Source organism: Neobacillus driksii, assembly GCF_013409995.1.
GTDB classification, from domain to species: domain Bacteria; phylum Bacillota; class Bacilli; order Bacillales; family Cytobacillaceae; genus Neobacillus; species Neobacillus driksii.
The window spans coordinates 451,078-477,367 of sequence record NZ_JACCBX010000001.1 but is presented as its reverse complement, the minus strand read 5'-3'; the positions used below and the strand labels follow the sequence as shown (position 1 = coordinate 477,367).

At 41.0% G+C, this 26,290-nt stretch carries 26 protein-coding genes; 3 read left to right on the top strand and 23 right to left on the bottom strand.

What is annotated here, in order from left to right; genetic code table 11:
- Window positions 1–25: 25 nt before the first annotated feature.
- The 18 genes from F4694_RS02065 to hprK all read right to left on the bottom strand — a co-directional run bounded on the left by F4694_RS02065 (window position 26) and on the right by hprK (window position 16,295).
- Entirely contained in the window at window positions 26–1,009 is a 984-nt protein-coding gene (locus F4694_RS02065; RefSeq protein WP_179595234.1) for a gluconeogenesis factor YvcK family protein, read from the bottom strand.
- Window positions 1,006–1,899: an RNase adapter RapZ gene (gene rapZ, locus F4694_RS02060; RefSeq protein WP_179595233.1), complete on the bottom strand. Its 894-nt coding sequence runs from the start codon at window positions 1,897–1,899 to the stop codon at window positions 1,006–1,008. Before rapZ ends, F4694_RS02065 begins: the two co-directional genes overlap by 4 nt.
- Window positions 1,900–1,917: 18 nt before the next feature.
- Window positions 1,918–2,376 carry an NUDIX hydrolase gene (locus F4694_RS02055; protein WP_179595463.1) on the bottom strand — a complete coding sequence of 153 codons (459 nt, stop codon included), beginning with the start codon at window positions 2,374–2,376 and terminating at the stop codon, window positions 1,918–1,920.
- A 340-nt stretch (window positions 2,377–2,716) separates the two neighbouring features.
- The gene (gene trxB, locus F4694_RS02050; RefSeq protein WP_179595232.1) at window positions 2,717–3,667 is read right to left on the bottom strand and encodes a thioredoxin-disulfide reductase; all 951 of its coding nucleotides are present in this window, start codon (window positions 3,665–3,667) and stop codon (window positions 2,717–2,719) included.
- Between the two features lie 347 nt (window positions 3,668–4,014).
- Entirely contained in the window at window positions 4,015–5,514 is a 1,500-nt protein-coding gene (locus tag F4694_RS02045) for a tetratricopeptide repeat protein (RefSeq protein ID WP_179595231.1), read from the bottom strand.
- Between the two features lie 218 nt (window positions 5,515–5,732).
- Window positions 5,733–6,350 (bottom strand): bifunctional phosphoribosyl-AMP cyclohydrolase/phosphoribosyl-ATP diphosphatase HisIE, encoded by a 618-nt coding sequence (hisIE, locus tag F4694_RS02040; RefSeq protein ID WP_179595230.1) that lies wholly within the window; start codon window positions 6,348–6,350, stop codon window positions 5,733–5,735.
- On the bottom strand, window positions 6,347–7,108 hold the full coding sequence (gene hisF / locus F4694_RS02035; protein ID WP_179595229.1) for an imidazole glycerol phosphate synthase subunit HisF: 762 nt from the start codon (window positions 7,106–7,108) through the stop codon (window positions 6,347–6,349). Before hisF ends, hisIE begins: the two co-directional genes overlap by 4 nt.
- Window positions 7,105–7,827: a 1-(5-phosphoribosyl)-5-[(5-phosphoribosylamino)methylideneamino]imidazole-4-carboxamide isomerase gene (gene hisA, locus F4694_RS02030; protein WP_179595228.1), complete on the bottom strand. Its 723-nt coding sequence runs from the start codon at window positions 7,825–7,827 to the stop codon at window positions 7,105–7,107. The genes hisF and hisA overlap by 4 nt, the downstream gene beginning before the upstream one ends.
- Entirely contained in the window at window positions 7,824–8,450 is a 627-nt protein-coding gene (hisH, locus tag F4694_RS02025; protein WP_179595227.1) for an imidazole glycerol phosphate synthase subunit HisH, read from the bottom strand. Before hisH ends, hisA begins: the two co-directional genes overlap by 4 nt.
- Window positions 8,451–9,038, bottom strand: coding sequence for an imidazoleglycerol-phosphate dehydratase HisB (gene hisB / locus F4694_RS02020; RefSeq protein WP_179595226.1), 588 nt, complete (start codon window positions 9,036–9,038; stop codon window positions 8,451–8,453).
- Between the two features lie 22 nt (window positions 9,039–9,060).
- On the bottom strand, window positions 9,061–10,332 hold the full coding sequence (hisD, locus tag F4694_RS02015; protein ID WP_179595225.1) for a histidinol dehydrogenase: 1,272 nt from the start codon (window positions 10,330–10,332) through the stop codon (window positions 9,061–9,063).
- A 1-nt stretch (window position 10,333) separates the two neighbouring features.
- Window positions 10,334–10,972 carry an ATP phosphoribosyltransferase gene (hisG, locus tag F4694_RS02010; RefSeq protein WP_179595224.1) on the bottom strand — a complete coding sequence of 213 codons (639 nt, stop codon included), beginning with the start codon at window positions 10,970–10,972 and terminating at the stop codon, window positions 10,334–10,336.
- Window position 10,973: 1 nt separating this feature from the next.
- Window positions 10,974–12,137, bottom strand: a complete 1,164-nt coding sequence (locus F4694_RS02005) for an ATP phosphoribosyltransferase regulatory subunit (RefSeq protein ID WP_179595223.1) — start codon at window positions 12,135–12,137, stop codon at window positions 10,974–10,976.
- Window positions 12,138–12,361: 224 nt separating this feature from the next.
- Window positions 12,362–12,898, bottom strand: a complete 537-nt coding sequence (locus tag F4694_RS02000; RefSeq protein WP_179595222.1) for an acyltransferase — start codon at window positions 12,896–12,898, stop codon at window positions 12,362–12,364.
- 2 nt (window positions 12,899–12,900) lie between these two features.
- Entirely contained in the window at window positions 12,901–13,548 is a 648-nt protein-coding gene (gene ppaX / locus F4694_RS01995; protein ID WP_179595221.1) for a pyrophosphatase PpaX, read from the bottom strand.
- Window positions 13,538–14,491 carry a nucleoside recognition domain-containing protein gene (locus F4694_RS01990; protein ID WP_179595220.1) on the bottom strand — a complete coding sequence of 318 codons (954 nt, stop codon included), beginning with the start codon at window positions 14,489–14,491 and terminating at the stop codon, window positions 13,538–13,540. The genes ppaX and F4694_RS01990 overlap by 11 nt, the downstream gene beginning before the upstream one ends.
- A gap of 20 nt (window positions 14,492–14,511) precedes the next feature.
- Window positions 14,512–15,342, bottom strand: a complete 831-nt coding sequence (gene lgt / locus F4694_RS01985; RefSeq protein ID WP_179595219.1) for a prolipoprotein diacylglyceryl transferase — start codon at window positions 15,340–15,342, stop codon at window positions 14,512–14,514.
- A gap of 20 nt (window positions 15,343–15,362) precedes the next feature.
- Complete coding sequence (hprK, locus tag F4694_RS01980; RefSeq protein ID WP_179595218.1) at window positions 15,363–16,295, bottom strand: HPr(Ser) kinase/phosphatase; 933 nt, start codon at window positions 16,293–16,295, stop codon at window positions 15,363–15,365.
- 251 nt (window positions 16,296–16,546) lie between these two features.
- Here hprK and nagA point away from each other — a divergent pair, with 251 nt between their 5' ends.
- Genes nagA through F4694_RS01965 form a run of 3 tightly spaced genes read left to right on the top strand, consistent with a single transcriptional unit; the run spans window position 16,547 to window position 19,216 of the window.
- Window positions 16,547–17,740 carry an N-acetylglucosamine-6-phosphate deacetylase gene (gene nagA / locus F4694_RS01975; protein ID WP_257029080.1) on the top strand — a complete coding sequence of 398 codons (1,194 nt, stop codon included), beginning with the start codon at window positions 16,547–16,549 and terminating at the stop codon, window positions 17,738–17,740.
- Between the two features lie 4 nt (window positions 17,741–17,744).
- The gene (nagB, locus tag F4694_RS01970) at window positions 17,745–18,470 is read left to right on the top strand and encodes a glucosamine-6-phosphate deaminase (RefSeq protein ID WP_179595216.1); all 726 of its coding nucleotides are present in this window, start codon (window positions 17,745–17,747) and stop codon (window positions 18,468–18,470) included.
- A 23-nt stretch (window positions 18,471–18,493) separates the two neighbouring features.
- Window positions 18,494–19,216: a GntR family transcriptional regulator gene (locus F4694_RS01965; RefSeq protein ID WP_179595215.1), complete on the top strand. Its 723-nt coding sequence runs from the start codon at window positions 18,494–18,496 to the stop codon at window positions 19,214–19,216.
- A gap of 29 nt (window positions 19,217–19,245) precedes the next feature.
- Here the strand turns inward: F4694_RS01965 and F4694_RS01960 are convergent, their stop codons facing one another.
- The 5 genes from F4694_RS01960 to uvrB form a co-directional block, all read right to left on the bottom strand.
- Window positions 19,246–19,605 (bottom strand): phage holin family protein, encoded by a 360-nt coding sequence (locus F4694_RS01960; RefSeq protein ID WP_179595214.1) that lies wholly within the window; start codon window positions 19,603–19,605, stop codon window positions 19,246–19,248.
- 15 nt (window positions 19,606–19,620) lie between these two features.
- Complete coding sequence (locus F4694_RS01955) at window positions 19,621–20,736, bottom strand: DUF4097 family beta strand repeat-containing protein (RefSeq protein ID WP_179595213.1); 1,116 nt, start codon at window positions 20,734–20,736, stop codon at window positions 19,621–19,623.
- A gap of 35 nt (window positions 20,737–20,771) precedes the next feature.
- Window positions 20,772–21,092 carry a DUF4870 domain-containing protein gene (locus F4694_RS01950; RefSeq protein ID WP_257029079.1) on the bottom strand — a complete coding sequence of 107 codons (321 nt, stop codon included), beginning with the start codon at window positions 21,090–21,092 and terminating at the stop codon, window positions 20,772–20,774.
- 88 nt (window positions 21,093–21,180) lie between these two features.
- The gene (gene uvrA, locus F4694_RS01945; protein ID WP_179595211.1) at window positions 21,181–24,057 is read right to left on the bottom strand and encodes an excinuclease ABC subunit UvrA; all 2,877 of its coding nucleotides are present in this window, start codon (window positions 24,055–24,057) and stop codon (window positions 21,181–21,183) included.
- 7 nt (window positions 24,058–24,064) lie between these two features.
- On the bottom strand, window positions 24,065–26,044 hold the full coding sequence (uvrB, locus tag F4694_RS01940; protein WP_179595210.1) for an excinuclease ABC subunit UvrB: 1,980 nt from the start codon (window positions 26,042–26,044) through the stop codon (window positions 24,065–24,067).
- Window positions 26,045–26,290 lie beyond the last annotated feature (246 nt).

Here is a 26,290-nt window from a genome sequence, read left to right as displayed (position 1 = left end):
GCCCCTTTTTCACGGGCATTAGTATTTACGCTTCATATCGTCGTTTGGTTTCACTCAAAAGTAAATTATATAAAATTTTGGCCACTTTTTTCGGGTCATGTCGCAGTGCCCCATTTTCCTGGATGGCAATATCTGCATGAACCACTTCAATCCCAAGTTCAAATATGCGCTCTAAATCATAATGGACAGGGTCCGCCAGTTCTTCATTGTAGCGTAGCTGGATGTCTTCAGGAATTTCTTTATCGTTCACTAAAATGGTATCCATAAAAGCACAAGCCATATGATCATAAATGGCTTTTACATGGTCACTTGCCGTGTACCCGTGCGTTTCACCCGCTTGTGTCATTAAATTGCATATATACACCTTTTTCGCATGAGAACGGCAGACTTCTTCACCTAAGCGTGGAACTAACAGATTAGGCAGGATACTTGTATATAAACTTCCTGGTCCAATAATAATTAGATCCGCTTGTCTAATGGCTTGTATGGATTCCGGCAAAGGAGTGATAACCTCTGGTGTCAGAAAAACCTTTTTAATTCTTTTGCCTGAGTAGGGAATTTTCGATTCACCAGAAACGACTGTCCCATCTTCCATTTCCGCATGAAGCACAACACTTTGGTTGGCAGCAGGCAGAACCTTACCGCGAACATTTAATACCTTGCTCATTTCTTGAATCGCATGCACAAAATTTCCGGTAATGGATGTCATGGCAGCAAGAATTAAATTGCCAAGCGAATGTCCCGATAATTCGTTGGAGGTCTTAAATCGATGTTGAAACATCTCTTCCACTAACGGTTCAACATCCGATAGTGCAGCTAACACATTTCGGATATCCCCAGGCGGTGGGATTTGCAGATCATCACGGAGTCTTCCTGAACTGCCGCCATCATCAGCAACCGTCACAATGGCGGTAATATCAACTGGATACTGTTTTAAGCCTCGTAATAAAACCGGCAATCCCGTTCCTCCGCCAATGATGACGATTCTTGGCTGTCCTAACTCCCTCATGTTGTCTTATCCTTTCTCCGCTCAATGTCACGGTGTGAAACGAAAGTCTTGTAATCATTTTCAAAGTATTTAGCAAGATATTCAGCAAGGGTAACGGAGCGATGCTGCCCTCCGGTACAACCGATTGCAATCACAAGCTGTGCTTTACCTTCCCGCTTATAATGCGGAAGCATAAAGCTTAGCAAATCTGTAACCTTCTCTATGAATTTATGCGTTTCATTCCATTTTAAAACATAGCTCGAAACCTCTTGATCCAATCCTGTCTTTGGCCTCATGTGATCGATATAATGGGGATTTGGAAGGAAACGAACATCAAACACAAGATCGGCATCGATTGGTAAACCGTACTTAAATCCAAATGACATGACATTGACAGTAAAAATTGATTTTTTATTCGTTGTGAATTCCGTTATAATCTTTTCACGTAACTCACGGGGCTTCATTTGTGAAGTGTTGTAAATAAGCTGGGCTCTGCCCTTTAATTCATCAAGAAGCTCCCGTTCTAATTTAATTCCTTCTAATGGCAAACCTGATTGTGCCAGTGGATGAAATCTTCTTGTTTCTTTATATCTTCGCACTAAAGTAGCATCATCAGCATCCAAGAATAGGATTTGCGGGCTCACCCATGAGGTTTCTGCAAGGTCATCAAGCGCTTTAAACAAATGATCAAAAAACTCTCTACCCCTCAAATCCATAACCAAAGCCACTTTATTCATTTTATTCCCAGATTCCTTCATAAGTTCAAGGAATTTCGGAAGGAGAGTCGGCGGCAGATTATCCACACAGAAAAAACCTAAATCCTCTAAACTTTGGATAGCAACCGTTTTCCCTGCTCCTGACATCCCCGTGATAATGACCATTTGTGTTTCATTTGTTGATCCGGTACTCATTTATTTTTCCCCCTCACCTTAACTTGGATCTAATCGATAACTGATTAGTTGAAAATCTTTGGTATAAGTAAAAGTACCGTAAATAATCCCATTTCCATGAATCATATAATCGATAATATGATAGTCTCCCGCAGCCATTGGCAGTTTTTTTAGTTGATCAAGCTGCTGCCATTCAAGCTTACCTTCATCAGACTCGTCAAAGCTCATCCCATCAGAATCCGTTGCAAAAAAGGTAAACATCATCCATTCAGAGAGTACTTGATCATTTTCTTTCATAATGAATGTAAAAATGCCCTTCAATTGCGGGTTTTTCAAGTAGATTCCGGTTTCCTCACGGTACTCACGAATACAGGAATCTCTTACTGACTCGCCAGGCTCCATTTTGCCGCCTGGTGCTACCCACCAGCCGCGGCGCGGTTTTTTTAACATTAATACTTGATTATCTCTAATTAATACACAATTGGTGACTCGCTGCACAACAAACACCTCTAACAAGAAAAGCGGAAGCTCCTAGTCGCTTGAGCTAGACCATTCTCAAAGTTAAATATTTCTCTCTCATTTATATAACAAGATCATAGCAGTAAAATAGCACATATTTATTCTTTTTATTATACTCCTTTTGGTAAGCGGTCACAATGAAATCAGATTTCTTTGTACTGTTAAAAATATGTAAAAAAATAGCACAGGCATTTTCAGCCTGTGCACCAAGTGAATATTTTAAAGGGGGTCAATTCTTACTATCATAATACCTTATTAATATTTCACCACTGTTACAAGAGAATTAAAACCGGATTACGATTATGAAAAATTTGTAAATCTACTTCTTGATTTTCAATTCTTCTTTCAGTTCCTCTACATAGTGCTGGGCACTTTGCGCAGCAATACTGCCATCACCAGTAGCAGTAACGATTTGTCTTAGTGTCTTTTCGCGGATATCCCCTGCTGCAAAAATTCCTGGCACTTTTGTTTCCATTCGGTCGTTTGTTTCAATATAGCCATTTTCATTGGTAATTCCCAGATTTGTAAATGGTTTAGAAAGTGGAATCATGCCAATATAAATGAATACTCCATCTGCTGGAAGTTCCTGTTCTTCTCCATTTTGAGTAGAAACAAGTGTAACGCTGCCCACTTTTCCGTCCTTATCATTAATTGATTTAATGGTGTGATTCCAGATGAAATCAATTTTTTCATTTGCAAATGCACGGTCTTGAAGTATTTTCTGAGCACGAAGTTCATCTCGTCGATGTACAATCGTTACCTTAGAAGCGAAACGAGTTAAATAAACACCTTCCTCAACAGCAGAGTCCCCGCCGCCAATGACAAACAAATCCTTTTGCTTAAAAAATGCTCCGTCACATACGGCACAATAGGATACACCGCGGCCGCTAAGTTCCTTCTCGCCTGGTACCCCTACTTTTTTATATTCAGCACCTGCAGAAATAATAACAGAATAAGTTTTGTATTGCTTTGAACCAGCTACAACCGTTTTCACTTCACCATTGTCAATGATTTCTTTGATGTCACCATATGCATATTCAGCACCAAACTTTTTTGCGTGCTCAAACATTTTCGTTGATAAATCTGGTCCTAGAATACTTTCAAAACCAGGATAATTTTCAACATCCTCGGTGTTTGCCATTTGACCGCCTGGCATTCCTCGTTCAATCATAAGTGTAGAAAGATTTGCACGAGATGTATAAACAGCCGCTGTCATTCCAGCAGGACCAGCACCCGCAATAATCACATCATAAATTTTTTCCTCAGACATGTATGGTTCACTCCCTTATATATAAAAAAATACGATTAAGTTTAGTATTACCTTCTTAATCGTATTAAACAATTGCTATATAGTCCAAATATCTGCTCAATGAAAAGCGGAGGCGCCTTGTCCAGAGGCGACAGGCAAAAGACGAGCCGGCAAGAAGGTTGGTATTTTTAACCTTCTTGCCGGATTGTAAGAAAAGTGGAGGCGACTGTCCTGGGACGAAGGAATAAGACAAACCATGAAAGAAGGCGCATTTTGCCTTCTTCATGGGGTGGTTTATTCCTCGAGTCCCAAGGAGCCGGAACTAGACAAGCTTATGACCCCGAGCCTCTAGGCGCCGCAGCTAGACACTAATTTAGGTGTTGGGTCACTAATTTTACATATTTGCCAATGGTGGCTGGGGATATATCATATCGTTTGGCAATTTCTTGCTGTGATACCTTTTCATTGCTTGCCTTATACCAGACATATTCCATGGCGCCTGCCCAAGCCCGTTTATTATTTAGGTTAAACTCAGATTTAGACTTTGCCAATTCAACAAACACGGAAAACCACATTAAATATAAACCAGATTCAACCGTTCCAATTGGCTGATGTGTTTCATAAAGTACCTGTGCTATTTCCTGTGCATCGACAATAGCTGAAGGAGTTCCCGATTTTAGTAAAGAGACATAATTTTTTTCCAAAGCGGTAAGCTTTTGATTTTGGTAAAAACGTTTTGAACTGAAGATTTCATCTACCTTACCTGAGACAGAAGCAAGAAATAATGCAAATAAACGTTCTTCCATATAATCACTTTCCAGTTTTTGAAAAATTGAACCTGAGTGATCTTCGAATCCATTTGCAATTGGCTTTTCGACATTCCATGGCTCATATCCCTCTTTATCAGGAGTATGCTCTAGGACGATTTTCCAAATGCTTTTCGCAAAGTTCTCAAAGCCTGTATGATATGCCGAATACGACAGCCAATAATAAAAAGGACCGTCACCCTCAAAACCGTTTTTATACAACTTTTTCAGCCAAAAGTATGCCGACTCATACTCTCCAATTAACGCAAAGGTTGCGCCTAGCTTAAATTGATGATCAATGAGCATAGGCTGAATTTTCTTTAACGAATCCATTAAACGTGTAACAGCCATCGTCTTACCTTGGTAGTGAGCAAATACGAGCCGATTACACAATGCGTGCAGATTTCCAGGATTTCTTTCTAACACATCATCAAGAATCGATTCTGCCTTTTTTGTTTTACCTAAATAAAAATACGCGAGAGCTAAGTTATTGTAGGCAGACCAGTATTCCGGATATGCTTCGACAACGTCATTCAACAGTTCAATGGCTTTCGGAAAATACCCTGATTCCAATAGGTCACGAGCCTGTTCCTGCTTAATAATAAGATCGTCCTGTTCATAAAGCTCATCTTCTAAACCCTCCGCCTCAAACGAAAGCAGCTCTAGAAGGTCGTGTGTATCTTCATTAAAATCCCCATTTGGGTCCAATTCCAAATACATATTTGCATGATGATAAGCATCTTTAAAGAAACCCATATGGGCATAATTATTTGCTAAAAAATAATGACATTCTGCCATATCTTCATCAAGATCTTCAAGGATTAAATGCAAGAGTCGATTAGAATTTTCAAACTCACCAAGTTCTGTTGACACAATGGCAAGCTGACAGGTTATCATCGGTTCACCCGGCTCCAGCTGCATCGCCCGTTGAAGATATTTTTTAGCTTTTTTAAAATCACGGCGATGGTATGCCTTAATACCCTTCGTGAAATAATATTCCCCAGTCGGAACAAATGACAGGATCTTTCCCTTTTGAATTCTTGCTTTCGAATCTTTAACCATGGAGACCTCCATCTTTACAATAAACTAACTTAGGTAGTATACCACAACCAAAGCTAGTACGAGAAGGGTTAGAACCAATACAAACACATTGGAAGATATTCCAAATATGCAAAAACACGCTGCATAACAGCGTGTTTTTGCATATTTGGTGCCTGTCACCGAAGTGATTTCACCTTAGGTGAAATCACCGCAGCAGCGGTGACAGGCACCAACGGTTTTTATCGTTTGTGTCTTTCTTCTAATGTTTTCAATACTTCCTTAAATGGAAGTCCTTGCTCGACCAATAATACTTGCAGGTGGTAGAGGAGGTCGGCGGCTTCCCATTTTAGTTCTTCTTTGTCACGATTTTTGGCGGCGATGATGACTTCTGAGGCCTCTTCGCCGACCTTTTTCAAGATTTTATCGACGCCTTTTTCAAATAGATAGGTGGTATAAGCCCCTTCTGGACGCTCTTGTTCCCGTTCGATAATCAGCTTTTCTAATGACTGCAGAATCTGGTAGTCTGCAAGGCTAGTAGCAGCTCTTTCTGTTACAACACCTTCTGTAAAGCAGCTGACTGCTCCCGTATGGCATGCAGGTCCCTTGGGCTTAACTTGCACAAGGACTGCATCCTGATCACAGTCATATTTAACACTTATAACGGTCTGAGTGTTTCCGCTTGTCGAGCCTTTGTGCCAAAGCTCCTGACGAGAACGGCTGTAAAACCACGTTTCGCCAGTTTCCAGCGTTTTTGTAAGAGATTCCTGATTCATATATGCTAATGTTAATACCTCTTTTGTTTCTGCATCCTGGACAATTGCAGGGACAAGCCCTTTTTCATCAAAACGAATGTTCATCGCACCGTCACTCCTCTCTCTAACAAATAACTTTTTACTTCATGGACCGATGTTTCCTTATAGTGAAAGATTGAAGCAGCAAGCGCTGCATCGGCTTTTCCATTTACAAATGCATCCTCAAAATGACTTGCGTTTCCAGCACCGCCTGAAGCAATCACCGGAATCGACACAGCTTCACTTACCGCTTTTGTAAGTTTGAGATCAAAGCCATTTTTCTCGCCGTCACTATCCATACTTGTCAGTAAAATTTCACCTGCACCTAGTCCTGCTGCTTCCTTGGCCCAATCAATGACCTTTCGATCGGTTGCGGTCCTGCCTCCGTGTGTATAAACACGCCACGTCCCAATCTCTTCATCAAACTTAGCGTCAATAGCGACTACGATACATTGTGTTCCAAAGTAGCCGGCACCCTCAGAAATTAGTTCAGGATTCAAAACTGCCGCTGTATTTAAGGATACTTTGTCAGCACCCGCACGGAGAATTCGTTTCATATCTTCTAAAGAATTAATCCCGCCGCCAACAGTAAAAGGGATGGCAAGCTCAGATGCCACAGACTTAACCACTTCCACCATGGTTTTTCGTCCTTCAACAGATGCAGAAATATCAAGGAATACGAGTTCATCTGCTCCTTGTTGGTCATAGAATCTAGCCAATTCAACAGGATCCCCTGCATCTCGGAGTTGAACGAATTGAATACCCTTCACAACTCTTCCTTCTTTTACATCAAGGCAAGGAATGATACGTTTAGTTAGTGTCATTTTCTCACCTCATCCAGTGCTTCTTTTAATGTAAAACGGTTCTCATATAGTGCTTTTCCGACAATCGCTCCTCTAACCCCTTCTGCATTTAAAGCACGCAAATCGGCTAAACTACTCACACCGCCAGAAGCAATGACCGTTTTCCCGGTAACCTCAGCCATTTCACATACAGCAGCGATATTCGGTCCTGATAATGTTCCATCTGTTGCAATATCCGTAAAAATAAACGTCTCAGCACCTGCATCAGCAAAGCGCTTGCTCAGTTCTACTGCTTTGACTTCTGAAGTATTCAACCAGCCATGGGTAGCCACATAGCCATTTTTCGCATCAATCCCCACAACAATTTGCTTCCCATACTTCTGAATCATTTCAATCGCAAACTCTGGATTGGATACAGCGATACTACCGATAATCACGCGTGTAATTCCATTTTCTAAATAATGAAGGATGTCACCCTCAGAACGAATGCCTCCGCCAATTTGGACATTTACATTTAGCTCCTTGGCAGCTTCTATCACAAAGCGGTCATTAACCCTTTTGCCATCCTTGGCACCATCAAGGTCTACCATATGTATCCATTCAGCCCCATCCGCTGCAAACGCTCGAGCCATGTCAAAAGGTGAATCGCCATAAATCGTTTCCTTATCATAATCACCTTGGAGGAGGCGTACGCAATTCCCGCCGCGCATATCAATCGCTGGATATAGTGTCAGTGTCATCGTACTGCCTTCCTTTCATCAACCAATCTCAAAAAATTACTTAAAAGCGCCATTCCAAGCTTACTGCTTTTTTCAGGATGAAATTGCATTCCAAAAATATTATCTTTACCGACAACGGCAGAAACTTCTTCATGGTAATTGGCTTTTGCCAGTAGAACCTCCGAGTTTTCTGCATCTACATAGTAAGAATGAACAAAATAAACATAATCTTCTTCTAACCCTTCTAACAATGGAGAAGAATTTACAAATTCAAGTTTATTCCAGCCCATATGTGGGACTTTGTACGTTTCTCCAGCTTCAATTGTTCCAGAAAAACGTCGAACATGACCTGGTAATAAGCCGAGTCCTTTCGTAAATCCATTCTCATCACTATCTTCAAACAAAAGCTGCATCCCTAGGCATATCCCAAGAAGAGGTTTCCCGCTTGCTGCAAACTCCTTAATGGTGTCTACCTGCAACACTTCCATCGCATCCCGAAAGGAGCCAACACCAGGAAGCAGTATTGCATCCGCGCTTAGGAGCTCATCTTTGTCACCGGATATAAAATAATCTGCATTCAACCGTTCAAGGGCTTTACTAACGCTAAACAGATTGCCCATCCCATAATCGACAATACCAATCATCTATAACATCCCTTTCGTTGACGGAACTCCTTTGATGCGAGGGTCAATCGTTGTCGCTTCGTCAAGTGCTCGGCCAAGTGCTTTAAAAACAGCCTCAATCATGTGGTGTGTATTGTGTCCGTAATGAACAATGACATGCAGGTTCATACGTGCCTCGAGGGCAAGCTTCCATAAAAATTCATGAACGAGCTCGGTATCAAATGTGCCCACCTTAGCGCTTGGGAATTCTGCTCTCATTTCAAGGTGCGGTCGATTGCTTAAGTCGACAACTACCTGTGCTAATGCTTCATCCATTGGTACGAAGGCATTACCATAGCGTTTAATCCCTCTTTTATCACCAAGTGCTTCTCTTAATGCCTGTCCTAAAACAATCCCGATATCCTCAGTGGTATGATGGTCGTCTACCTCAATATCCCCTTTTGCATCAACGGTGAGGTTAAATTGTCCATGTTTCGTGAATAAATCGAGCATATGGCTCATGAATGGAACCCCTGTTTCAAGTTCTGACTTTCCTTCTCCATCTATATCTAGTGATAAACTGATTTGGGTTTCATTTGTTTTTCGTTCAATACTTGCATATCTTTCCACGGAAGGGCCCCCTAGCAATAAATTATCGATTTTTAAGCCTTAACTCTACAGCACGCGCATGGGCTTCAAGACCTTCCATGCGGGCAAATTTTGCGATTTTTTCTCCATTATCTTTTAACGCTTTTTCACTGTATATAATAACGCTTGATTTCTTTTGAAAATCATCGACATTCAACGGACTTGAAAATCGAGCAGTCCCATTGGTTGGCAAGACATGATTAGGTCCGGCAAAATAATCACCAACTGGCTCTGAACTATAACGTCCGATAAATATAGCACCAGCATGTCGGATTTTCCCAAGCAGTTCTATACCATTCTCAGTCAAGATTTCAAGGTGCTCAGGTGCCAGCTGATTAACGGTTTCCACTGCTTCTTCAATAGAAGAAGTCACGTAGATAACGCCAAAATCCTCAATCGACCGAGAGGCTATATCCTTTCGCGGCAGTATAGCCAGTTGCTTTTCGACTTCACCAGCCACTTCTTCTGCTAATTTCATAGAAGGGGTAACTAGCACACTGCACGCACGCGGATCATGTTCTGCCTGTGATAACAAATCGGCTGCAATCTCATCCGGGCGGGCTGTATCATCAGCAATGATTGCTATTTCACTTGGACCTGCAATCATATCAATATCCACATCACCAAAGACCTCACGCTTTGCCAATGCTACAAAGATATTGCCTGGACCAGTAATTTTATCAACTGGTTTAATCGATTCTGTTCCATAGGCTAAGGCACCAATGGCCTGTGCTCCGCCCACTTTATAGATTTCTTCCACTCCAGCTTCTTTAGCCGCAACCAGTACGGCAGCTGGAAGTATTCCCTCACTGTCTGGTGGTGATACCATCACAATTCTTTTCACACCTGCCACTTTTGCAGGGATGACATTCATAAGAACTGATGAAGGATAAGCCGCTGTTCCTCCAGGGACATACACACCTACGGAATCAAGCGGTGTTATTTTTTGCCCGAGTATACTGCCATTTTCCTCGGTCGTCATCCATGAAGGACGCAATTGTTTTTCATGAAAGCTTTTAATATTTTCAGCTGCTTCCCGAACGATCGAGATAAACTCAGAGTCAACTTTCCGATAGGCTTCATTTATTTCACTTTCTGTAACCAAAAACGAATCTAACTTTACACGATCAAATTTTTCCGTGTAATCTCGTAAGGCGTTGTCTCCCGAGCTTCGAATGTCCGAAATGATATTTTTAACGACGGCTAACTGTTCCGTTGTACCAGACTCAATTGACCGCTTTATAGAAATAAGGTCGTTCACTTTTACGATTTTCATACTATTTTACCTCCAATGAGACAACGGTACTTAACCTTGTAACCAATTCATTAATGCGCTCGTCTTTAATCCGGTAACTAACGGGGTTAACAATAAGTCTGGATGTCACATCTTTGATTCGTTCATATTCAACAAGCCCATTTTCAACCAGTGTTCTCCCCGTCGAAACAATGTCAACAATCCGATCAGCTAACCCAATTAATGGCGCAAGCTCAATTGAACCATTTAATTTAATAATTTCAACTTGTTCACCTTGCTCACGGAAATAAGCTGCTGCCACATTCGGATATTTCGTTGCCACTTTTGGCGCGACATCGTTCATCGCTGTCCCAGGCAGACCGGCAACAGCCAAATAGCAGGCACTGATTCTTAAATCTAGTAGTTCATATACATCTCGTTCTTCTTCAAGTAGTACGTCCTTACCAGCAATTCCGACATCCGCAACCCCATGCTCAACGTATGTAGCGACATCCATAGGCTTTGCTAGTATGAAACGCATGTCCTCCGCTTCCACATCAAGAATTAATTTACGCGAATCATCGAATTCAGGAGGAAGGTTATAGCCAGCTTTCAGGAGCAGCTCTAGAGCTTCTTCAAAAATTCTCCCCTTTGGCATCGCAATCGTTAATTTCGTATTCATCTTAAGCTCCCCCGATTAAAAAGGTGGTATTGGCAAACTTCTTTGTAAAAGCATCAAGATTCTTCACACCATTAATATCTTGCAGCACGGTTTGCTTTCCTTCACCCTTCATGGTTTCAGCCAGTTGAAAGGCTTCCTTTCTTCGTTCCTGACTGAAAAAAATACATTCTACAGTATTTGTCACTTCTAGTGAACCCATTGCCTCAAGCAGTTTATCCAGCCTTACCGCGAAACCAGTGGCACTGGCCTTTTTCCCAAACTTTTCGATTAATCCGTAACGGCCGCCATTCCCAATCGGAAAGCCGACATTCCCGGCATAGGCCTCAAATAAAATTCCAGAATAATAACTCATATGGCTGACAATCGTAAAATCAAATTTCACGTAGTCCTTGAGGCCGTAGTCTGAAATCACATCCCACAATTCCTTCAGCTGAATAAGCGATTCTTTTCCATAGCCATCCTCAACGATATCAAGAGCTTTTCCAATTACCTCTTCGCCGCCTCTTAATTCAAGCAGCTGTAATAGCCTTTTTTTATCGATTGAGGATAGGGAATAAGAGTTCACTTGCTCACGATAACCAACAAAGTTTTTTTCATATAAAAACCGTCTAAGAGCGTTCGCACGTCCATTGGTTCCTAAGATTTGCTTAAATAATTCTTGTGCAAAGCCGATATGTCCTACCGATACTTGAAATTGGCTCAACCCGGCTTTTTTTAACGATGAGACCAGCAGAGCGATTACCTCTCCATCGCTTGAAACTGTATCGTCATTAATATACTCCACACCGATCTGCTCAAACTCTGCAGGTCTGCCGCCTTCCCGCTGCTGTGCACGGTATACATTTCCTGCATAGGCTAAGCGAAGCGGAAGATCATTTTCTAATAAACGTGATGCTGCCACCCTGGCAATCGGTGAAGTCATATCCGGCCGAAGTACGAGGGTATGCCCATCTTTATCGAGTAATTTGAAAAGCTCCGAGTCAAGTATCGCGGAGGCTGTTCCAACGGTTTCATAGTATTCTAGGGTAGGTGTATCAATGAATTGATATCCCCATTGTTTAATGGCATCTTCCATCAAAGTACGGACACGATGCTTTTTTTCATATAGTTCCGGAAGTGTATCTCTCATGCCTAAAGGCTTTTCAAACATAAATAAACGGCTCATTTAAATCATCCTTTATTTTCAGAATCCTTTAGTTCGCTAATGTGATAATAAATTAAAGTTTACCTTTTTGGAGAATTTTCGTCAACTGAAAACTGATAATTCCGCGAGTTTTGTGATTTTATGCGTGTACGTGAATGAATCCACGAGAATTGGTTACAAAACTCGCGTTTTGGCAATACATCATTATGTAAAAAAAGCCAGGTTTAAAAGCCCAGCTTCCGTTATTAAATATTTTCTTTTCCATATATCGGGTCTTCTGCCCATCGCTTTCCCATTTCTTCTTTGGAATAGATCACCCGCATAGGGTTGCCGCCGACGAATGCACCGGCAGGGACATCTTTATGGACCAATGTTCCAGCAGAAACGATGGCTCCGTCACCAATCGTTACACCAGGAAGGATGGTTGAATTCGCACCAATCATCACTTCACTGCCAATATGAACTGGACCAAGGCGATACTCTTTTATTAAGTATTCATGAGCAAGGATTGTTGTGTTATAGCCAATAACTGTGTTCCGTCCGACACTGATCTTCTCAGGAAACATTACATCGAGCATGACCATTAAGGCAAAAGAAGTATGTTCACCGACCTTTAACCCTAAAAACGTACGATAAAGCCAATTTTTCATTCCAAGAAATGGAGTGTAACGGGCCAGTTGAATGACAATAAAATTCTTTACAACCTTCCAAAAGGGAACAGTTTTATAGACATGCCACAAGGAATTTGCCCCTTCAACAGGGTAGCGGGTAGTCTTCCTCATCCTTATCTCTCTCCGAGAATACTTAATAAATCCGTCATGTTTTCTAACATGAAATCCGGTTCATATTTTGCTAGATAATCTCTTCCCTTGATCGTCCAAGCAACACCTGCAGTTTTCGTACCTGCATTTTTCCCGGCTAGTACATCGTGAAAATTATCGCCTACCATCAAGGTTTCCTCTGGCTTTGAATCTAACTTTTCAAGCGCCAAAAAAATGGGCTCGGGGTCTGGCTTCACTTTTTTCACATGATCGTAAGCAATCATGACATCAAAAAACGAATCTAGTTTCATCAAGCGAAGTCCTTTAAAAGCCACATCCTCACGCTTCGTTGTCACAATGGCAAGTTTATAGCCTTTTTTCTTTAATGTCTCAATTGTTTCCATCACACCGACAAATTCTTTTACCAATGCGTCGTGATTCGCAAGATTGTAGGTACGATATTCTAACACCATTTCCTCCACTCTCTCGGGGTCCATTGCTCCAAAAACTTCATGAAGAGTTGGACCTAAAAATGGCAGGACATCCTGTCGCTTATACTTGCCTGGAAAGTATTTTTCAAGTGTGTGTAAATAAGTAGAGATGATAAGTTCATTTGTATCGATTAACGTTCCATCTAAATCAAATAAAATGGTATTTATATTATTTTTCATATGTTGGTTCTGCTCCCTTTCTGCTCATGATGCCTGACCGTTTCCAAATGAACCCGACGATCAAAGTTAATATAATGGCTACACCCAGCCGTATTAAAAAGAGCGGCCAGACCGGAATACCCAGTGGGATAAAAATAAGTGTATCCTCCACTACCGCATGGCAGGACATAAGAAAAAGAAAAGCGAGTGTTATATCCTTTTTACTCACTCCATCTTCCTCCACTGCCTGGATGACAACTCCCGCACCATAGGCAAGCCCAAATAATAAGCCTGCAGCCATAGTAGTAGAGGTATTTTCATGCATCCCAAGACTCTTAGTAATCGGAGACATTCCTTGCGAAAATTTCTTCAGCCATTGCAAATCCTTCAAGATTTGAATGACAATCATCAACGGAATGACAATCAGGGCTAATTGCAGAATTCCAAGCCCTGCTTTTTCAATAGCCGCAAGTAAAATAGCACCGATTCCAGTAATTTCTTCATCCGTTCTTGCTTGAATCAGACCATATTGTGCTGTTTCGCCGCCGCCGTGCCAAACAAGGTTAATTACGATTGCTGATGCAAATGCAAGTCCCAGCCGCGTTACCAAAACAAGCCAAAGCTTAATACCAACCTTAAGAGCAACGCCTGATTCAACAATTAAATTATGAGAAAATGAGAGCATTACAGCTAAAATAAAAACTTCCTTCACAGTTAAATCGAGTGTTAAAATCGCACCAATAGCCGCATATAGGTTGAGAAAGTTTCCCAATACCAATGGAATCGCGGCATCTCCTGATAATCCAAACAGTTTCATCATCGGCGCTATTAATTTAATAATCCACGGCAAGATAGGTGTATACTGCAGCACTGCTACAATAAGGGTTACTGGAAAAATAATTTTCCCTAAGGTCCATGTTGTTTTAATCCCCACCTGTAAACCCTTTTTTATTGAGTTAATCATTTCCCCCAAAATCTCCTTCTCTAGTGCGTTAAAGCTTGATTGTTTTTATCTAAATATCTGTCCTCCGCTAGATTCTTTTTTCTGCGGTAGATTAGGATTAACACAGCACCTAGAATCAATGCGATCGAAATCATCTGGGCCATTCGTAGTCCACCTAGCATTAAACTATCTGTTCTTAACCCTTCGATAAAGAAACGACCGACTGAATACCAAATGACATAAGAGAGGAATAATTCACCACGGCGCAGGTTCACACGACGAAGTAAAATCAATAGAATAAAACCTACGATATTCCAGACCGATTCATATAAAAAGGTTGGATGATAGTAAGCGCCATTAATATACATTTGATTAATAATAAACTCAGGCAGCTGCAGATTTTCAAGGAAGGTTCTAGTAACTTCGCCTCCGTGAGCCTCCTGGTTCATAAAGTTCCCCCACCGGCCGATTGCTTGACCTAAAATAATACTAGGTGCGGCAATATCCGCAATCTTCCAAAAAGAAATCCCGCGTTTTTTGGCAAAAACATAGGTTGTTAGGACGGAGCCAATCAAAGCTCCATGGATCGCAATTCCCCCATTCCAAATCTGAATGATTTGACCTGGGTGTTCGGAATAATAGCCCCATTCAAAAATAACGTAATATATACGTGCTGAAAGGATGGCAATCGGAATCGCCCAGAGCATTAAATCCGCAAATGTATCCTTTGGGAGCCCTCTCTTATCTCCTTCCCGAATCGCTAGAAACAGTGCCAATGCTAGACCGCAGCCAATAATAAGGCCATACCAGTGCACTTGAATCGGTCCTAAGCTAAATGCAATTGGATCAAGCGGCTGTATAGTTGAATTCATCCCATTTCTCCTTTATTAAATTATTCATCATGGTCTCCATCTTCAATGACATCAGATAAACGCTCTGTAAATTGCTGCGCTGCATTCACGCCCATTCTTTTTAAGCGATAATTCATTGCAGCTACTTCAATGATAACAGACAGATTTCGCCCAGGACGCACTGGTACGGTAATCTTTGTCACTTCCGTATCAATAATTTTCATTTTTTCCTCATCTAAACCAAGGCGGTCGTATTGCTTACTAGAATCCCAAATTTCGAGGTTAATGACTAGGGTTATTCGTTTATTACTGCGAACGGCACCCGCTCCGAAAAGAGTCATGACATTAATAATACCAAGTCCGCGAATTTCTAATAAATGCTCAATTAAATCAGGGGAGGTTCCCACAAGCGTATCTTGGTCTTCCTGGCGAATCTCGACACAGTCATCCGCCACAAGCCGGTGCCCGCGTTTAACCAGCTCCAATGCAGTTTCACTTTTACCAACGCCGCTTTTTCCAGTAATTAATACTCCAATCCCATAGATATCGACTAAAACTCCATGGACAGCCGTTGTTGGTGCGAGTTTACTTTCTAAGAAGTTGGTTAGACGACTTGAAAAACGTGTAGTCTTCATATTTGACCGCAGTACAGGAACAGATTCACGCTCTGAGGCTTCAATAAGCTCTGGCGGTACATCTAAACCTCTTGTCACGATGATCGCAGGTGTAATGTCTGTACATAAACGCTCCATCCTTGAGATACGTTCATTTTCTGGTAATTCTGCAAAGAAGGAAAGCTCTGTTTTACCTAATAGTTGAATTCGTTCTGCAGGGTAATATTCAAAGTATCCTGCTATTTCAATTCCAGGTCTCGAAATATCACTTGTCGAAATCGGACGATTAATTCCTTCTTCACCGCTAATCATCTCCAAATGGAATCTTTCAAAAATATCCTTCGTGCGTACCTTTGGCAAAAGTTTTCCTCCTTATCCGAAAAGCTAAAAGCACCATAGGACCATCAGCTTGACAGTTAATATGTAATAAATTACTTTAATTTCTTCTTATTTTAGCACTATTTAATTTATTTTCATAACCAAATAGAAGGTTATTCATTTTTTCATACATTCTTTCATTATTGGTAAAATAATAAAGAATCAATATACAACTGGTATAGACAACTATTCCACTTGGAGCTATAATAAACGTATAGAGGTCATACTTTGAAATGGAGATGAAGATGTTGAGCCTAGTGTTAATGGTTCATGGCAATGCTGTCCTAGAAAATGAAGTGGCAGAATCTATTTATGTTTTCATAGAAGATGGAAAAATCCGAGAGATTGGTTCTATTAATACCCTTCCCTCCCATTTAAAAACGGTAAAGAAAATCGAAATTGCGGAGGACCAAACAGTGGTTCCTGGCTTTATAGATGTACACATTCATGGTGCTGCAGGCGCTGATACAATGGATGCGACCATACAAGCATTAGAAACAATATCTAAAGCACTCCCTGCTGAAGGCACCACTAGCTTTTTAGCAACAACCATTACCCAAAAACATGAGAAAATTGAAAACGCCTTACTAAATGCAGCACATTTTCTTAAAGGTCATAATGGCCCAGGTAATGCAGAAGTACTCGGTGTTCATTTAGAAGGACCATTTATTAATAAAAAACGGGCCGGTGCACAGCCGATGGAGTACATTATTGATCCTGATATTGAATTATTTAGGCACTGGCAGGAACTAGCAGAAGGCAGCATTAAATTGGTAACGGTGGCTCCTGAGCTAGAGAACGGGACAGACTTTGTACGCTACTTACATGAAACAGGTGTTATTGCTTCGATTGGTCACAGTGATGCAGTCCACGAGGAAATGGAAAAGGCCGTTCAAGCAGGTGCAAAACAGGTAACACACTTGTTTAATGGCATGCGCGGGATTCACCACCGCGAACCGGGCGTAGCAGGATCCGCCCTTATTTTTAAAGAATTAATGGTTGAATTGATTGCGGACGGGATTCATGTACGTCCCGAGGTAATGAAGCTTGTTATTAATGCAAAAGGTACAGAGGGCATGATTTTGATAACAGACGCTATGAGGGCTAAATGCCTTAAAAACGGGGTCTATGATCTTGGCGGGCAAGATGTATCTGTCGCAGACGGAAAAGCTCTTCTGGCTGATGGAACACTGGCTGGCAGTATTTTAAAAATGAACGATTCTATTAAGAACATCCTAGAAGCAGCAGAGATCACTCTATCAAAAGCTGTTCAAATGGCAAGTGTTAATCCAGCTAAACAATTAAACGTCTATGACCGTAAAGGCAGTATTTCGGTAGGGAAAGATGCCGATATTACAATTTTATCGAATGAATATCAAGTTGAAATGACCTTCTGCCGTGGGGAAATAGCATATAAAAAGGGGTAATGACGTGAAACTAATACGTACTGAAAATTATGCAGAAATGAGCGTAGAGGCTGGAAAAATCATTGTTGATAAAATCCGCTCTAACCCAAGCCTGACGCTGGGATTGGCAACCGGGAGCACCCCAAAGGGTGTTTATAACTATTTAATCCAAGACCATAAGGCGGACGGGACTAGTTATCAACAGATGAAATCTGTCAATTTAGATGAATATATCGGGCTGATGGCACAGGACACGAACAGTTACCATTATTTCATGAGACAAAATTTGTTTAATCATATAGATATCAATGAAAATCAAACGCATATTCCAAATGGAGCGGCAGATGATTTAGAACAGGAATGCGTCCGCTATGAACAGCTAATAAAAGAGCTTGGAGGGGTCGACCTTCAACTTCTGGGAATCGGGCAAAATGGACATATAGGTTTTAATGAACCTGGTACACCCTTTTCCAGCCGGACCCATATTGTCACGCTTGCTGAAAACACAAGAATTGCAAATTCTAGATTTTTCAACTCTCTTGAAGAAGTGCCTACACACGCGCTAACGATGGGAATTGCTTCTATATTAGAAAGCAAGGAAATTCTTCTACTAATTTCAGGAGAAAAAAAGGCAGAAGCACTACTCAAGTTTATGAATGGAGATATAAGCGAAGAATTTCCTGCTTCTGCATTAAAGCACCACCAAAATGTCACTGTAATCGCAGATAGAGATGCGTTAAAATATATCTAGTACTTTTCACAAGGAGTGTTTGGATGATAAAAAAAAATTCACCGGTTCCCATCTATCATCAATTAGAAGAGTACATTAAACAACAAATCGAGAATGGTCTTTTAATGGAAGAGGCTGTCATTCCTTCCGAACGCGAATATGCGCAAACGTTCCAAATAAGCCGCATGACGGTTAGACAAGCAATCAACAATTTGGTCTCGGAAGGCTATCTTAAAAGACAAAAAGGCCGAGGAACATTTGTTAATAAGAAAAAGATAGAACAAGAACTTCAGGGGATGACTAGTTTTACTGAAGACATGCTCTCAAGGGGAATGAGTCCAAGCAGCACGCTTTTATCCTTTCAAATCATCCCTGCAGACAAAAAAACAGCAACTCACCTTAGAATGGAAGAAAATGACTTTGTTTATAAAATCAAACGGATTCGTTTAGCCGATGATGCCCCAATGGCGCTAGAAACGGCATATATTCCCGTTGAGCTTGTTCCCGGACTGACAGAGGAAAACAGCAACCTCTCTCTCTATCGATACATTGAGGAACACCTCTCTCTCTCAATAAGTGAAGCGACGCAAGAGATCGAGGCTTCTATTGCCAGTAGTCCTGACGCAGAAGCACTGGGAATAAATATTGGAGACCCCATCCTCTTGATTGAGCGAATATCTTATCTAGAAAATGAAGTTCCTTTCGAGTTGGTTAAATCTACTTTTCGGGCAGACCGGTATCGATTTGTTCATACGATGAAACGTTAAAAAGCAAATGGTCTGACCATTTGCTTCTACTATTTTTCCTTGGAGGATTTAAGGATTGTTTTATTCAGAACGAGCGTTACAATCGACATAATAACTGCAGCAAGCAGCGCCATACCAAATCCTGCGATTTCAAAGGAATCACCCATTAAGTAATCGGTTATTTCTAAGGTGAATGCATTAATGACAAACAGAAAAAAACCTAATGTTAAAACTGTTGCAGGTAAGGTTAAAATAACTAGAATCGGGCGGACGATGATATTTATGATGGAAAGTAAAAAGCTTGCGCCAATTGCCGCGGCAAAGCCTTCTAGTACAAAACTCTCAGAAAAATAGCCTGCTATTGCCATGAACAATACCGCATTTATTAAGATTCCTATCAACCATTTCATTTATCATGTCTCCTGTTAATTGGTTACCTCATCAGATTTATGAAGTGTAATAGATCCAGTTTTTGTATCGACAAATATCTTTAACATGCCGTCAGGATGATGAACCGATTGAAAGCGAAGCAATTTTTGAACGATTTCACTTTTTTCCTCAAGAACCTGTATTCCATCAAGCTTAATATTGAAGCCGCCAAGATTTGTCTTTAACTCACCGCTTGCCGCCACTCCATCGGGAATAAACAAATCAACCCCTCCGGTAGTTGCTTTTGCTGCAATCAATTCACAACGATTTCCGGTTAGGTTATAGGTAGTATTCCCATTTAATGTCTGTGTTTCAACCTTTCTAAAATCACCATCAAGCTTAATGGCACCGTTGATCGTTTCTACCTCAAGATGATCAATCGTGCTGGTTTGCAATGTAATATGGCCATTCGCTGTTTCGACTTCTGCCTTTTTTCCATTTAAGCGTGAAAGCTCAATTTTTCCATTAGCGGTTTTCATACGAAGATCACTAATTGTTAATTCTTCACCGGATATCGGACCATTAAACAACCTAACTCGAACCCGTTCATATTCTGCCTGAGGAACATAAACCACCGCGTCGACCTTCATCCATTTTTGCTGTGTCATGAACCGTAATTTTTGACCATCTATCGCAAACATAACATCCTTCAAAAAGTTCTCCCGGGCTTGCTCAGCGTTTTCTACACGGTAAACTTTTGCCTGACACTCGATCCTCACATCATTTTGGTCCCAAGGAACCAGTTTAAGCGACCCGTTTGCAAGGTCAATATCCATATCACGTAAGTATACATCGCCTTGATGAAAGATGTGTGAAATCTCTACGGAATGACCGAAATTCAAATCAAAATCAAGATCCTTAATTTTTTTCAAGGCTGTGTCGACAAAATCAAATATCTTTTCCTTTGTGGAGTGAACTTTGTTATGCACCGACTCTTCTTTTTTTGCCTCTTCAAATTTGAATGCAGTTGAAATTTCTTGAGCAATTGGTTCCTGTTTTTGTTCCATCGTTTGACCCGCTTTTTCAAGCTCCTCTAATAAAGTCAACGCTTCGTCAACATTCAGCTTTCCTTCTTCCACCATCTTTAATATCCTTTTACGCTCTTCCTTCATTAATACTCACCCCAATAAATGTATTCTTTAAAATCCTATTCCATCATCAATGCTTTTACGCCTTTTATCACATTCCAGATAGTGACAGTTAGACTAACTAAAACCATAATCCCAGCTGTCACAAGTGTAAAAACAGGTATTCCTTCAGTGTTAATGGTATTTATATCACTAAAGATAGCGAAGAGTAGCAGTGGTGCTGGAATTAGCGGTATTAAATGAGAGATAAATGCTTTTTTCGCATGGCTTTTTGTTACATTATCCCCAGAAGCTAACATGACAACCAATGGAAAAAGAATTCCTGCAAAGAAAATACTAAAGTAACTTAATCCTGAAAGAACTTTTCTTGTATCCATCATTCATCACTCCCCTTACTCGTTATTTACGTATAGAAGTAGAGAAAGATTCAAATTTTTTACAATAAAAAAAGCTAAAACTCAAATCGTTTTAGCTTTTTCCGATGGTTTCTTTTTCGTGTATTTGTTCTTTCATTCGTAACCGGTCACGCTCTAGGATTGGTTTTAAGTATCTGCCTGTATAAGATGCAGGTACTTCCGCCACTTTTTCTGGTGTTCCTGTAGCGACAATAGTTCCGCCTTTGTCTCCACCTTCTGGCCCGAGATCAATAATATGATCTGTTGCTTTAATGACATCTAGGTTGTGCTCAATAACCAAAACGGTGTCACCATTTTCAACAAGACGCTGGAGGACGACTAATAATCTAGAAATATCGTCGACATGAAGTCCTGTTGTTGGTTCGTCTAAGATGTAGAACGACTTTCCGTTAGAACGTTTATGAAGCTCAGAAGCCAGCTTCACACGCTGTGCTTCCCCACCGGATAAAGTGGTAGCAGGTTGACCGAGAGTAATATAACCTAAACCAACATCTTTAATGGTTTGCAGCTTTCGGCTAATCTTAGGAACATTCTCAAAAAACTCTACCGCCGCTTCGACTGTCATATCAAGAATTTCAGAGATACTCTTTCCTTTATACTTCACTTCCAGCGTTTCACGATTATAGCGTTTGCCATGGCAGACCTCACATGGCACATAAACGTCAGGCAGAAAATGCATTTCAATTTTGATAATTCCATCACCGCGGCATGCCTCGCAGCGGCCGCCCTTCACATTAAAGCTAAATCGTCCTTTTTTATAACCTCGGACCTTTGCTTCGTTCGTGGTAGAAAACAAATCACGGATATCATCAAATACTCCCGTGTAGGTTGCCGGATTAGAACGAGGTGTTCTGCCAATTGGTGATTGGTCAATATCAATTACCTTGTCTAAATACTCCATCCCCACGATGTCCTTATGTTCACCGGGCTTTGTTTTAGCGCGGTTAAGCTTTTGGGATAGTGATTTAAGAAGGATTTCATTGATTAAGGTACTTTTCCCTGATCCAGAAACACCCGTTACAGCGATAAACATCCCTAGTGGAATCTTCACATTGACATTTCGTAAATTGTTTTCAGCGGCACCCTTTATTTCGATATACCTTCCATCAGGCTTACGACGTTCGATTGGCAGCGGAATAAACTTTTTACCCGATAGATACTGGCCCGTTAATGAATTAGGGTCGGTCATTACTTCTTGAGGTGAACCTGCTGAAATGATTTGCCCTCCGTGCACCCCGGCTCCTGGTCCAATATCGATTAAATAATCGGCCGCAAGCATGGTGTCTTCATCGTGTTCCACCACAATCAACGTGTTGCCAATATCACGCATATTTTGAAGTGTTCCAATTAAGCGGTCATTGTCACGCTGATGAAGTCCAATGGATGGTTCATCTAAAATGTAAAGAACTCCCGTTAACTTTGAACCGATTTGAGTTGCCAAACGAATCCGTTGTGCTTCTCCGCCGGAAAGTGTCCCAGCGGCACGACCTAGACTTAAATAATCCAGTCCAACATTCATTAGAAAGCCGAGGCGCTCGTTAATTTCATTTAAAATTAATTTAGCAATTTGCGTTTCCTTCTCGGTTAACGTTAGTTGACTGAAAAAGCTATTCGCTTCTTCGATTGATAACTCTGTTACATGAGAAATATGGCGGCCAGAAATTAACACTGCTAAAGTTTCCTTCTTCAGACGATGACCTTTACAGACTTGGCAAGGCTGCTCACCCATGTATTTCTCCATTTGCTCTCGAATCCAATCAGAGCTGGTCTCTTTATAACGGCGTTCTACGTTACGAATGACCCCCTCAAACTCAATATGTCCCTCGCGGATCTGCCCAAAATCATTTTCATAACGGAAATAGATTTTGTCACCCTTAGAGCCATAAAGAACTTTTTCGATAAGGTGTTGAGGAATATCTTTAAATGGCATGTCCATATCAATACCATAATGATTGCAAACTGCTTCAAGTAGGTGCGGATAATATTGCGAGCTAGTTGGCTCCCATGGAGCAATGGCATGCTGTTTCAATGTTAATTCCTTATTTGGAATTACAAGGTCAACATCTACCTCAAGCTTCGACCCAAGCCCATCACATTCAGGACATGCACCAAAAGGGCTATTGAATGAAAACATCCGTGGTTCTAACTCTCCTATTGAAAACCCACAAAGAGGACATGCATGATTTTCACTGAAAAGAAGTTCTTCTTCACCAATGACATCGACAATTACCTTACCTTCTCCAAGCCGTAATGCGGTTTCAAGAGAGTCAGCAACTCTTGCAGTAATGCCCTCTTTCACGACAATACGATCGATAACAACTTCAATGGAATGCTTTTTGTTCTTATCGAGAACAATTTCATCACCAAGATCAAGCATTTCACCGTTAACCCGAACACGAACGAATCCTTGTTTTTTTATATCCTCCAAAACTTTAACATGCATTCCTTTTCGTCCAGAAACGACTGGTGCAAGAATTTGCATTTTTGTCCGCTCAGAATATTCCATGATTCGGTCTACCATTTGTTCAATCGTTTGAGAGGAGATTTCGATATTATGGATGGGACAAGTTGGTCTGCCTACACGGGCAAAAAGTAATCGCAAATAATCATAAATTTCCGTCACCGTCCCTACCGTTGAACGGGGGTTCCGGCTTGTTGTTTTCTGATCGATTGAAATCGCTGGCGATAATCCTTCAATGGAATCAACATCTGGCTTATCCATCTGCCCTAAGAATTGTCTTGCGTAGGCAGACAGTGATTCAACATAGCGCCGCTGCCCTTCTGCGTAAATCGTATCAAAAGCAAGTGAGGACTTTCCAGAACCAGAAAGTCCCGTTAAAACAACAAGCTTATCTCTCGGAATGGTGACATCTATATTTTTTAAGTTATGGGCTCTGGCGCCTTTAACAATCAATTTATCCATCGCCATGGTTACGTCATCCTTCCGCTTTTAACTCTAATAATAAATCACGAAGCTCAGCAGCACGCTCAAAATTAAGCGCTTTTGCTTCTTCCTTCATTTCTTTTTCCATGGTTGCAATTAACTTATCTCTTTCCTTCTTCGACATCTTACCGAAAGAAGCTGCAGGTTTGTATTCTTCCTGTTCTTCGGCAGCATGCGTAGCACGAATGGCCTCACGAATTCCTTTTTGAATGGTCATAGGCGTAATCCCGTGCTTTTTATTGTATTCTTCCTGTATTTTACGGCGCTCTCTTGTTACATTTATCGCGATTTCCATCGAATTGGTTATTTTGTCCGCATACAAGATGACATGCCCATTGGCATTACGGGCAGCACGTCCGATGGTTTGAATTAATGAACGTTCTGAACGAAGAAAGCCTTCTTTATCGGCATCGAGAATTGTAATCAATGAAACCTCAGGAATATCCAGCCCTTCTCTAAGCAGGTTTATTCCGACGAGAACATCATACTTACCGAGCCGCAGTTCGCGAATAATTTCAATCCGTTCAAGTGTTTTCACTTCTGAATGCAAATATTGGACTTTAATACCTATTTCTTTTAAATAGTCCGTTAAGTCTTCTGACATTTTCTTTGTCAGCGTTGTAATAAGCACCCGTTCATTTTTCTTGATTCGCTCCTGAATTTCTCCAATAATGTCATCGATTTGTCCCTCTATCGGACGGACTTCTATCGTTGGGTCCAATAACCCTGTTGGTCGGATGATTTGTTGAATCATTTCCGGAGTATGCTCAAGCTCAAACGGACCTGGTGTTGCCGAGACAAAGATGGCATTGTGAATATGTTTTTCAAATTCATCAAAGGTCAATGGCCGGTTATCAAGCGCGGATGGCAGACGAAAGCCGTGGTCAACCAGCACCTGTTTCCGGGCCCTATCACCATTAAACATACCCCTTACTTGTGGCAGGGTAACATGTGATTCATCCACGACCAAGAGAAAATCTTTTGGAAAATAATCGAGAAGCGTATACGGTGTGGAACCAGCAGGTCTCAATGTCAAATGACGTGAGTAGTTTTCAATCCCTGAACAGAAGCCCATCTCACGCATCATTTCAAGATCATAACGTGTCCTTTGTTCGATGCGCTGTGCTTCAAGCAATTTATTATCTTCACGAAGCTCCTCTAAGCGTTCCTCGAGTTCTTTTTCAATGTTCTCAATGGCAACTCTCATTTTTTCTTCTCTCGTAACGAAGTGGGATGCTGGAAAAATTGCGATATGCTCACGTTCGCCGATGATTTCCCCTGTTAAGGCGTCGACTTCACGAATACGATCTACTTCATCGCCAAAAAATTCTACGCGAACACAATGCTCATCCCGTGATACTGGGAATATTTCGACCACGTCACCACGAACGCGGAACGTACCACGTTTAAAATCAATATCATTTCTTTCATATTGAATATCAACCAAACGATGCAGCAGCTGGTTACGTTCAATCTCCATACCTGTCCTTAGTGACAGCACCATTTCTCGGTATTCTTCAGGTGATCCGAGACCGTATATACATGATACACTGGCGATGATAATAACATCTTTCCGCTCAAATAAGGCGGATGTTGCAGAGTGCCGAAGTTTATCAATTTCATCATTGATACTTGAGTCTTTTTCAATAAATGTATCTGTCGAAGGCACATAGGCTTCTGGTTGAAAGTAATCGTAGTAACTAACAAAATACTCAACAGCGTTATTTGGAAAAAATTCCTTAAACTCGCTGTATAGCTGACCTGCTAATGTTTTATTATGAGCGATAACGAGTGTCGGCTTGTTTACTTCCTTTATCACGTTTGAAACAGTAAACGTCTTACCTGTTCCAGTGGCACCCAATAATGTTTGATAGCGCTTATTATCATTTATTCCTTGAACTAACTGTCGAATCGCTTCAGGCTGGTCTCCCTGAGGTGAGTATTTCGAAACTAATTCAAATTGATCTTTCACTGATTTCCCTCCCGAAAAATAATCATTTTCTAACTTATGGACTTGCTTCTGGCCGGGATGGTGCTAGAAAATGTATCCTGAATTTCTAATAGTATCATTCTAACACAATTCCCCCAAAACAAACCACTAATATGCGAACGAACATTCGATTTCGTTATAGAATTTAGATTTCACACATATTAAACTGCTATTTTACTACGCAAAAGACAAAAAAAGCCTGCCATTGATTGACAGACTTAAACATCT

Bases quoted from the DNA above. Each gene is read 5' to 3' on its own strand.
- F4694_RS02065 (WP_179595234.1), bottom strand. From the start codon at position 1,009: ATGAGGGAGTTAGGACAGCCAAGAATCGTCATCATTGGCGGAGGAACG.
- rapZ (WP_179595233.1), bottom strand. From the start codon at position 1,899: ATGAGTACCGGATCAACAAATGAAACACAAATGGTCATTATCACGGGG.
- trxB (WP_179595232.1), bottom strand. From the start codon at position 3,667: ATGTCTGAGGAAAAAATTTATGATGTGATTATTGCGGGTGCTGGTCCT.
- F4694_RS02045 (WP_179595231.1), bottom strand. From the start codon at position 5,514: ATGGTTAAAGATTCGAAAGCAAGAATTCAAAAGGGAAAGATCCTGTCA.
- hisIE (WP_179595230.1), bottom strand. From the start codon at position 6,350: ATGAACATTCGTTTTGATGAAAAAGGGCTTGTCCCTGCAATTGTCCAG.
- hisF (WP_179595229.1), bottom strand. From the start codon at position 7,108: ATGACACTAACTAAACGTATCATTCCTTGCCTTGATGTAAAAGAAGGA.
- hisA (WP_179595228.1), bottom strand. From the start codon at position 7,827: ATGACACTGACACTATATCCAGCGATTGATATGCGCGGCGGGAATTGC.
- hisH (WP_179595227.1), bottom strand. From the start codon at position 8,450: ATGATTGGTATTGTCGATTATGGGATGGGCAATCTGTTTAGCGTTAGT.
- hisD (WP_179595225.1), bottom strand. From the start codon at position 10,332: ATGAAAATCGTAAAAGTGAACGACCTTATTTCTATAAAGCGGTCAATT.
- hisG (WP_179595224.1), bottom strand. From the start codon at position 10,972: ATGAATACGAAATTAACGATTGCGATGCCAAAGGGGAGAATTTTTGAA.
- F4694_RS02005 (WP_179595223.1), bottom strand. From the start codon at position 12,137: ATGAGCCGTTTATTTATGTTTGAAAAGCCTTTAGGCATGAGAGATACA.
- F4694_RS02000 (WP_179595222.1), bottom strand. From the start codon at position 12,898: ATGAGGAAGACTACCCGCTACCCTGTTGAAGGGGCAAATTCCTTGTGG.
- ppaX (WP_179595221.1), bottom strand. From the start codon at position 13,548: ATGAAAAATAATATAAATACCATTTTATTTGATTTAGATGGAACGTTA.
- F4694_RS01990 (WP_179595220.1), bottom strand. From the start codon at position 14,491: ATGATTAACTCAATAAAAAAGGGTTTACAGGTGGGGATTAAAACAACA.
- lgt (WP_179595219.1), bottom strand. From the start codon at position 15,342: ATGAATTCAACTATACAGCCGCTTGATCCAATTGCATTTAGCTTAGGA.
- nagA (WP_257029080.1), top strand. From the start codon at position 16,547: ATGGAGATGAAGATGTTGAGCCTAGTGTTAATGGTTCATGGCAATGCT.
- F4694_RS01965 (WP_179595215.1), top strand. From the start codon at position 18,494: ATGATAAAAAAAAATTCACCGGTTCCCATCTATCATCAATTAGAAGAG.
- F4694_RS01960 (WP_179595214.1), bottom strand. From the start codon at position 19,605: ATGAAATGGTTGATAGGAATCTTAATAAATGCGGTATTGTTCATGGCA.
- F4694_RS01955 (WP_179595213.1), bottom strand. From the start codon at position 20,736: ATGAAGGAAGAGCGTAAAAGGATATTAAAGATGGTGGAAGAAGGAAAG.
- F4694_RS01950 (WP_257029079.1), bottom strand. From the start codon at position 21,092: ATGATGGATACAAGAAAAGTTCTTTCAGGATTAAGTTACTTTAGTATT.
- uvrA (WP_179595211.1), bottom strand. From the start codon at position 24,057: ATGGCGATGGATAAATTGATTGTTAAAGGCGCCAGAGCCCATAACTTA.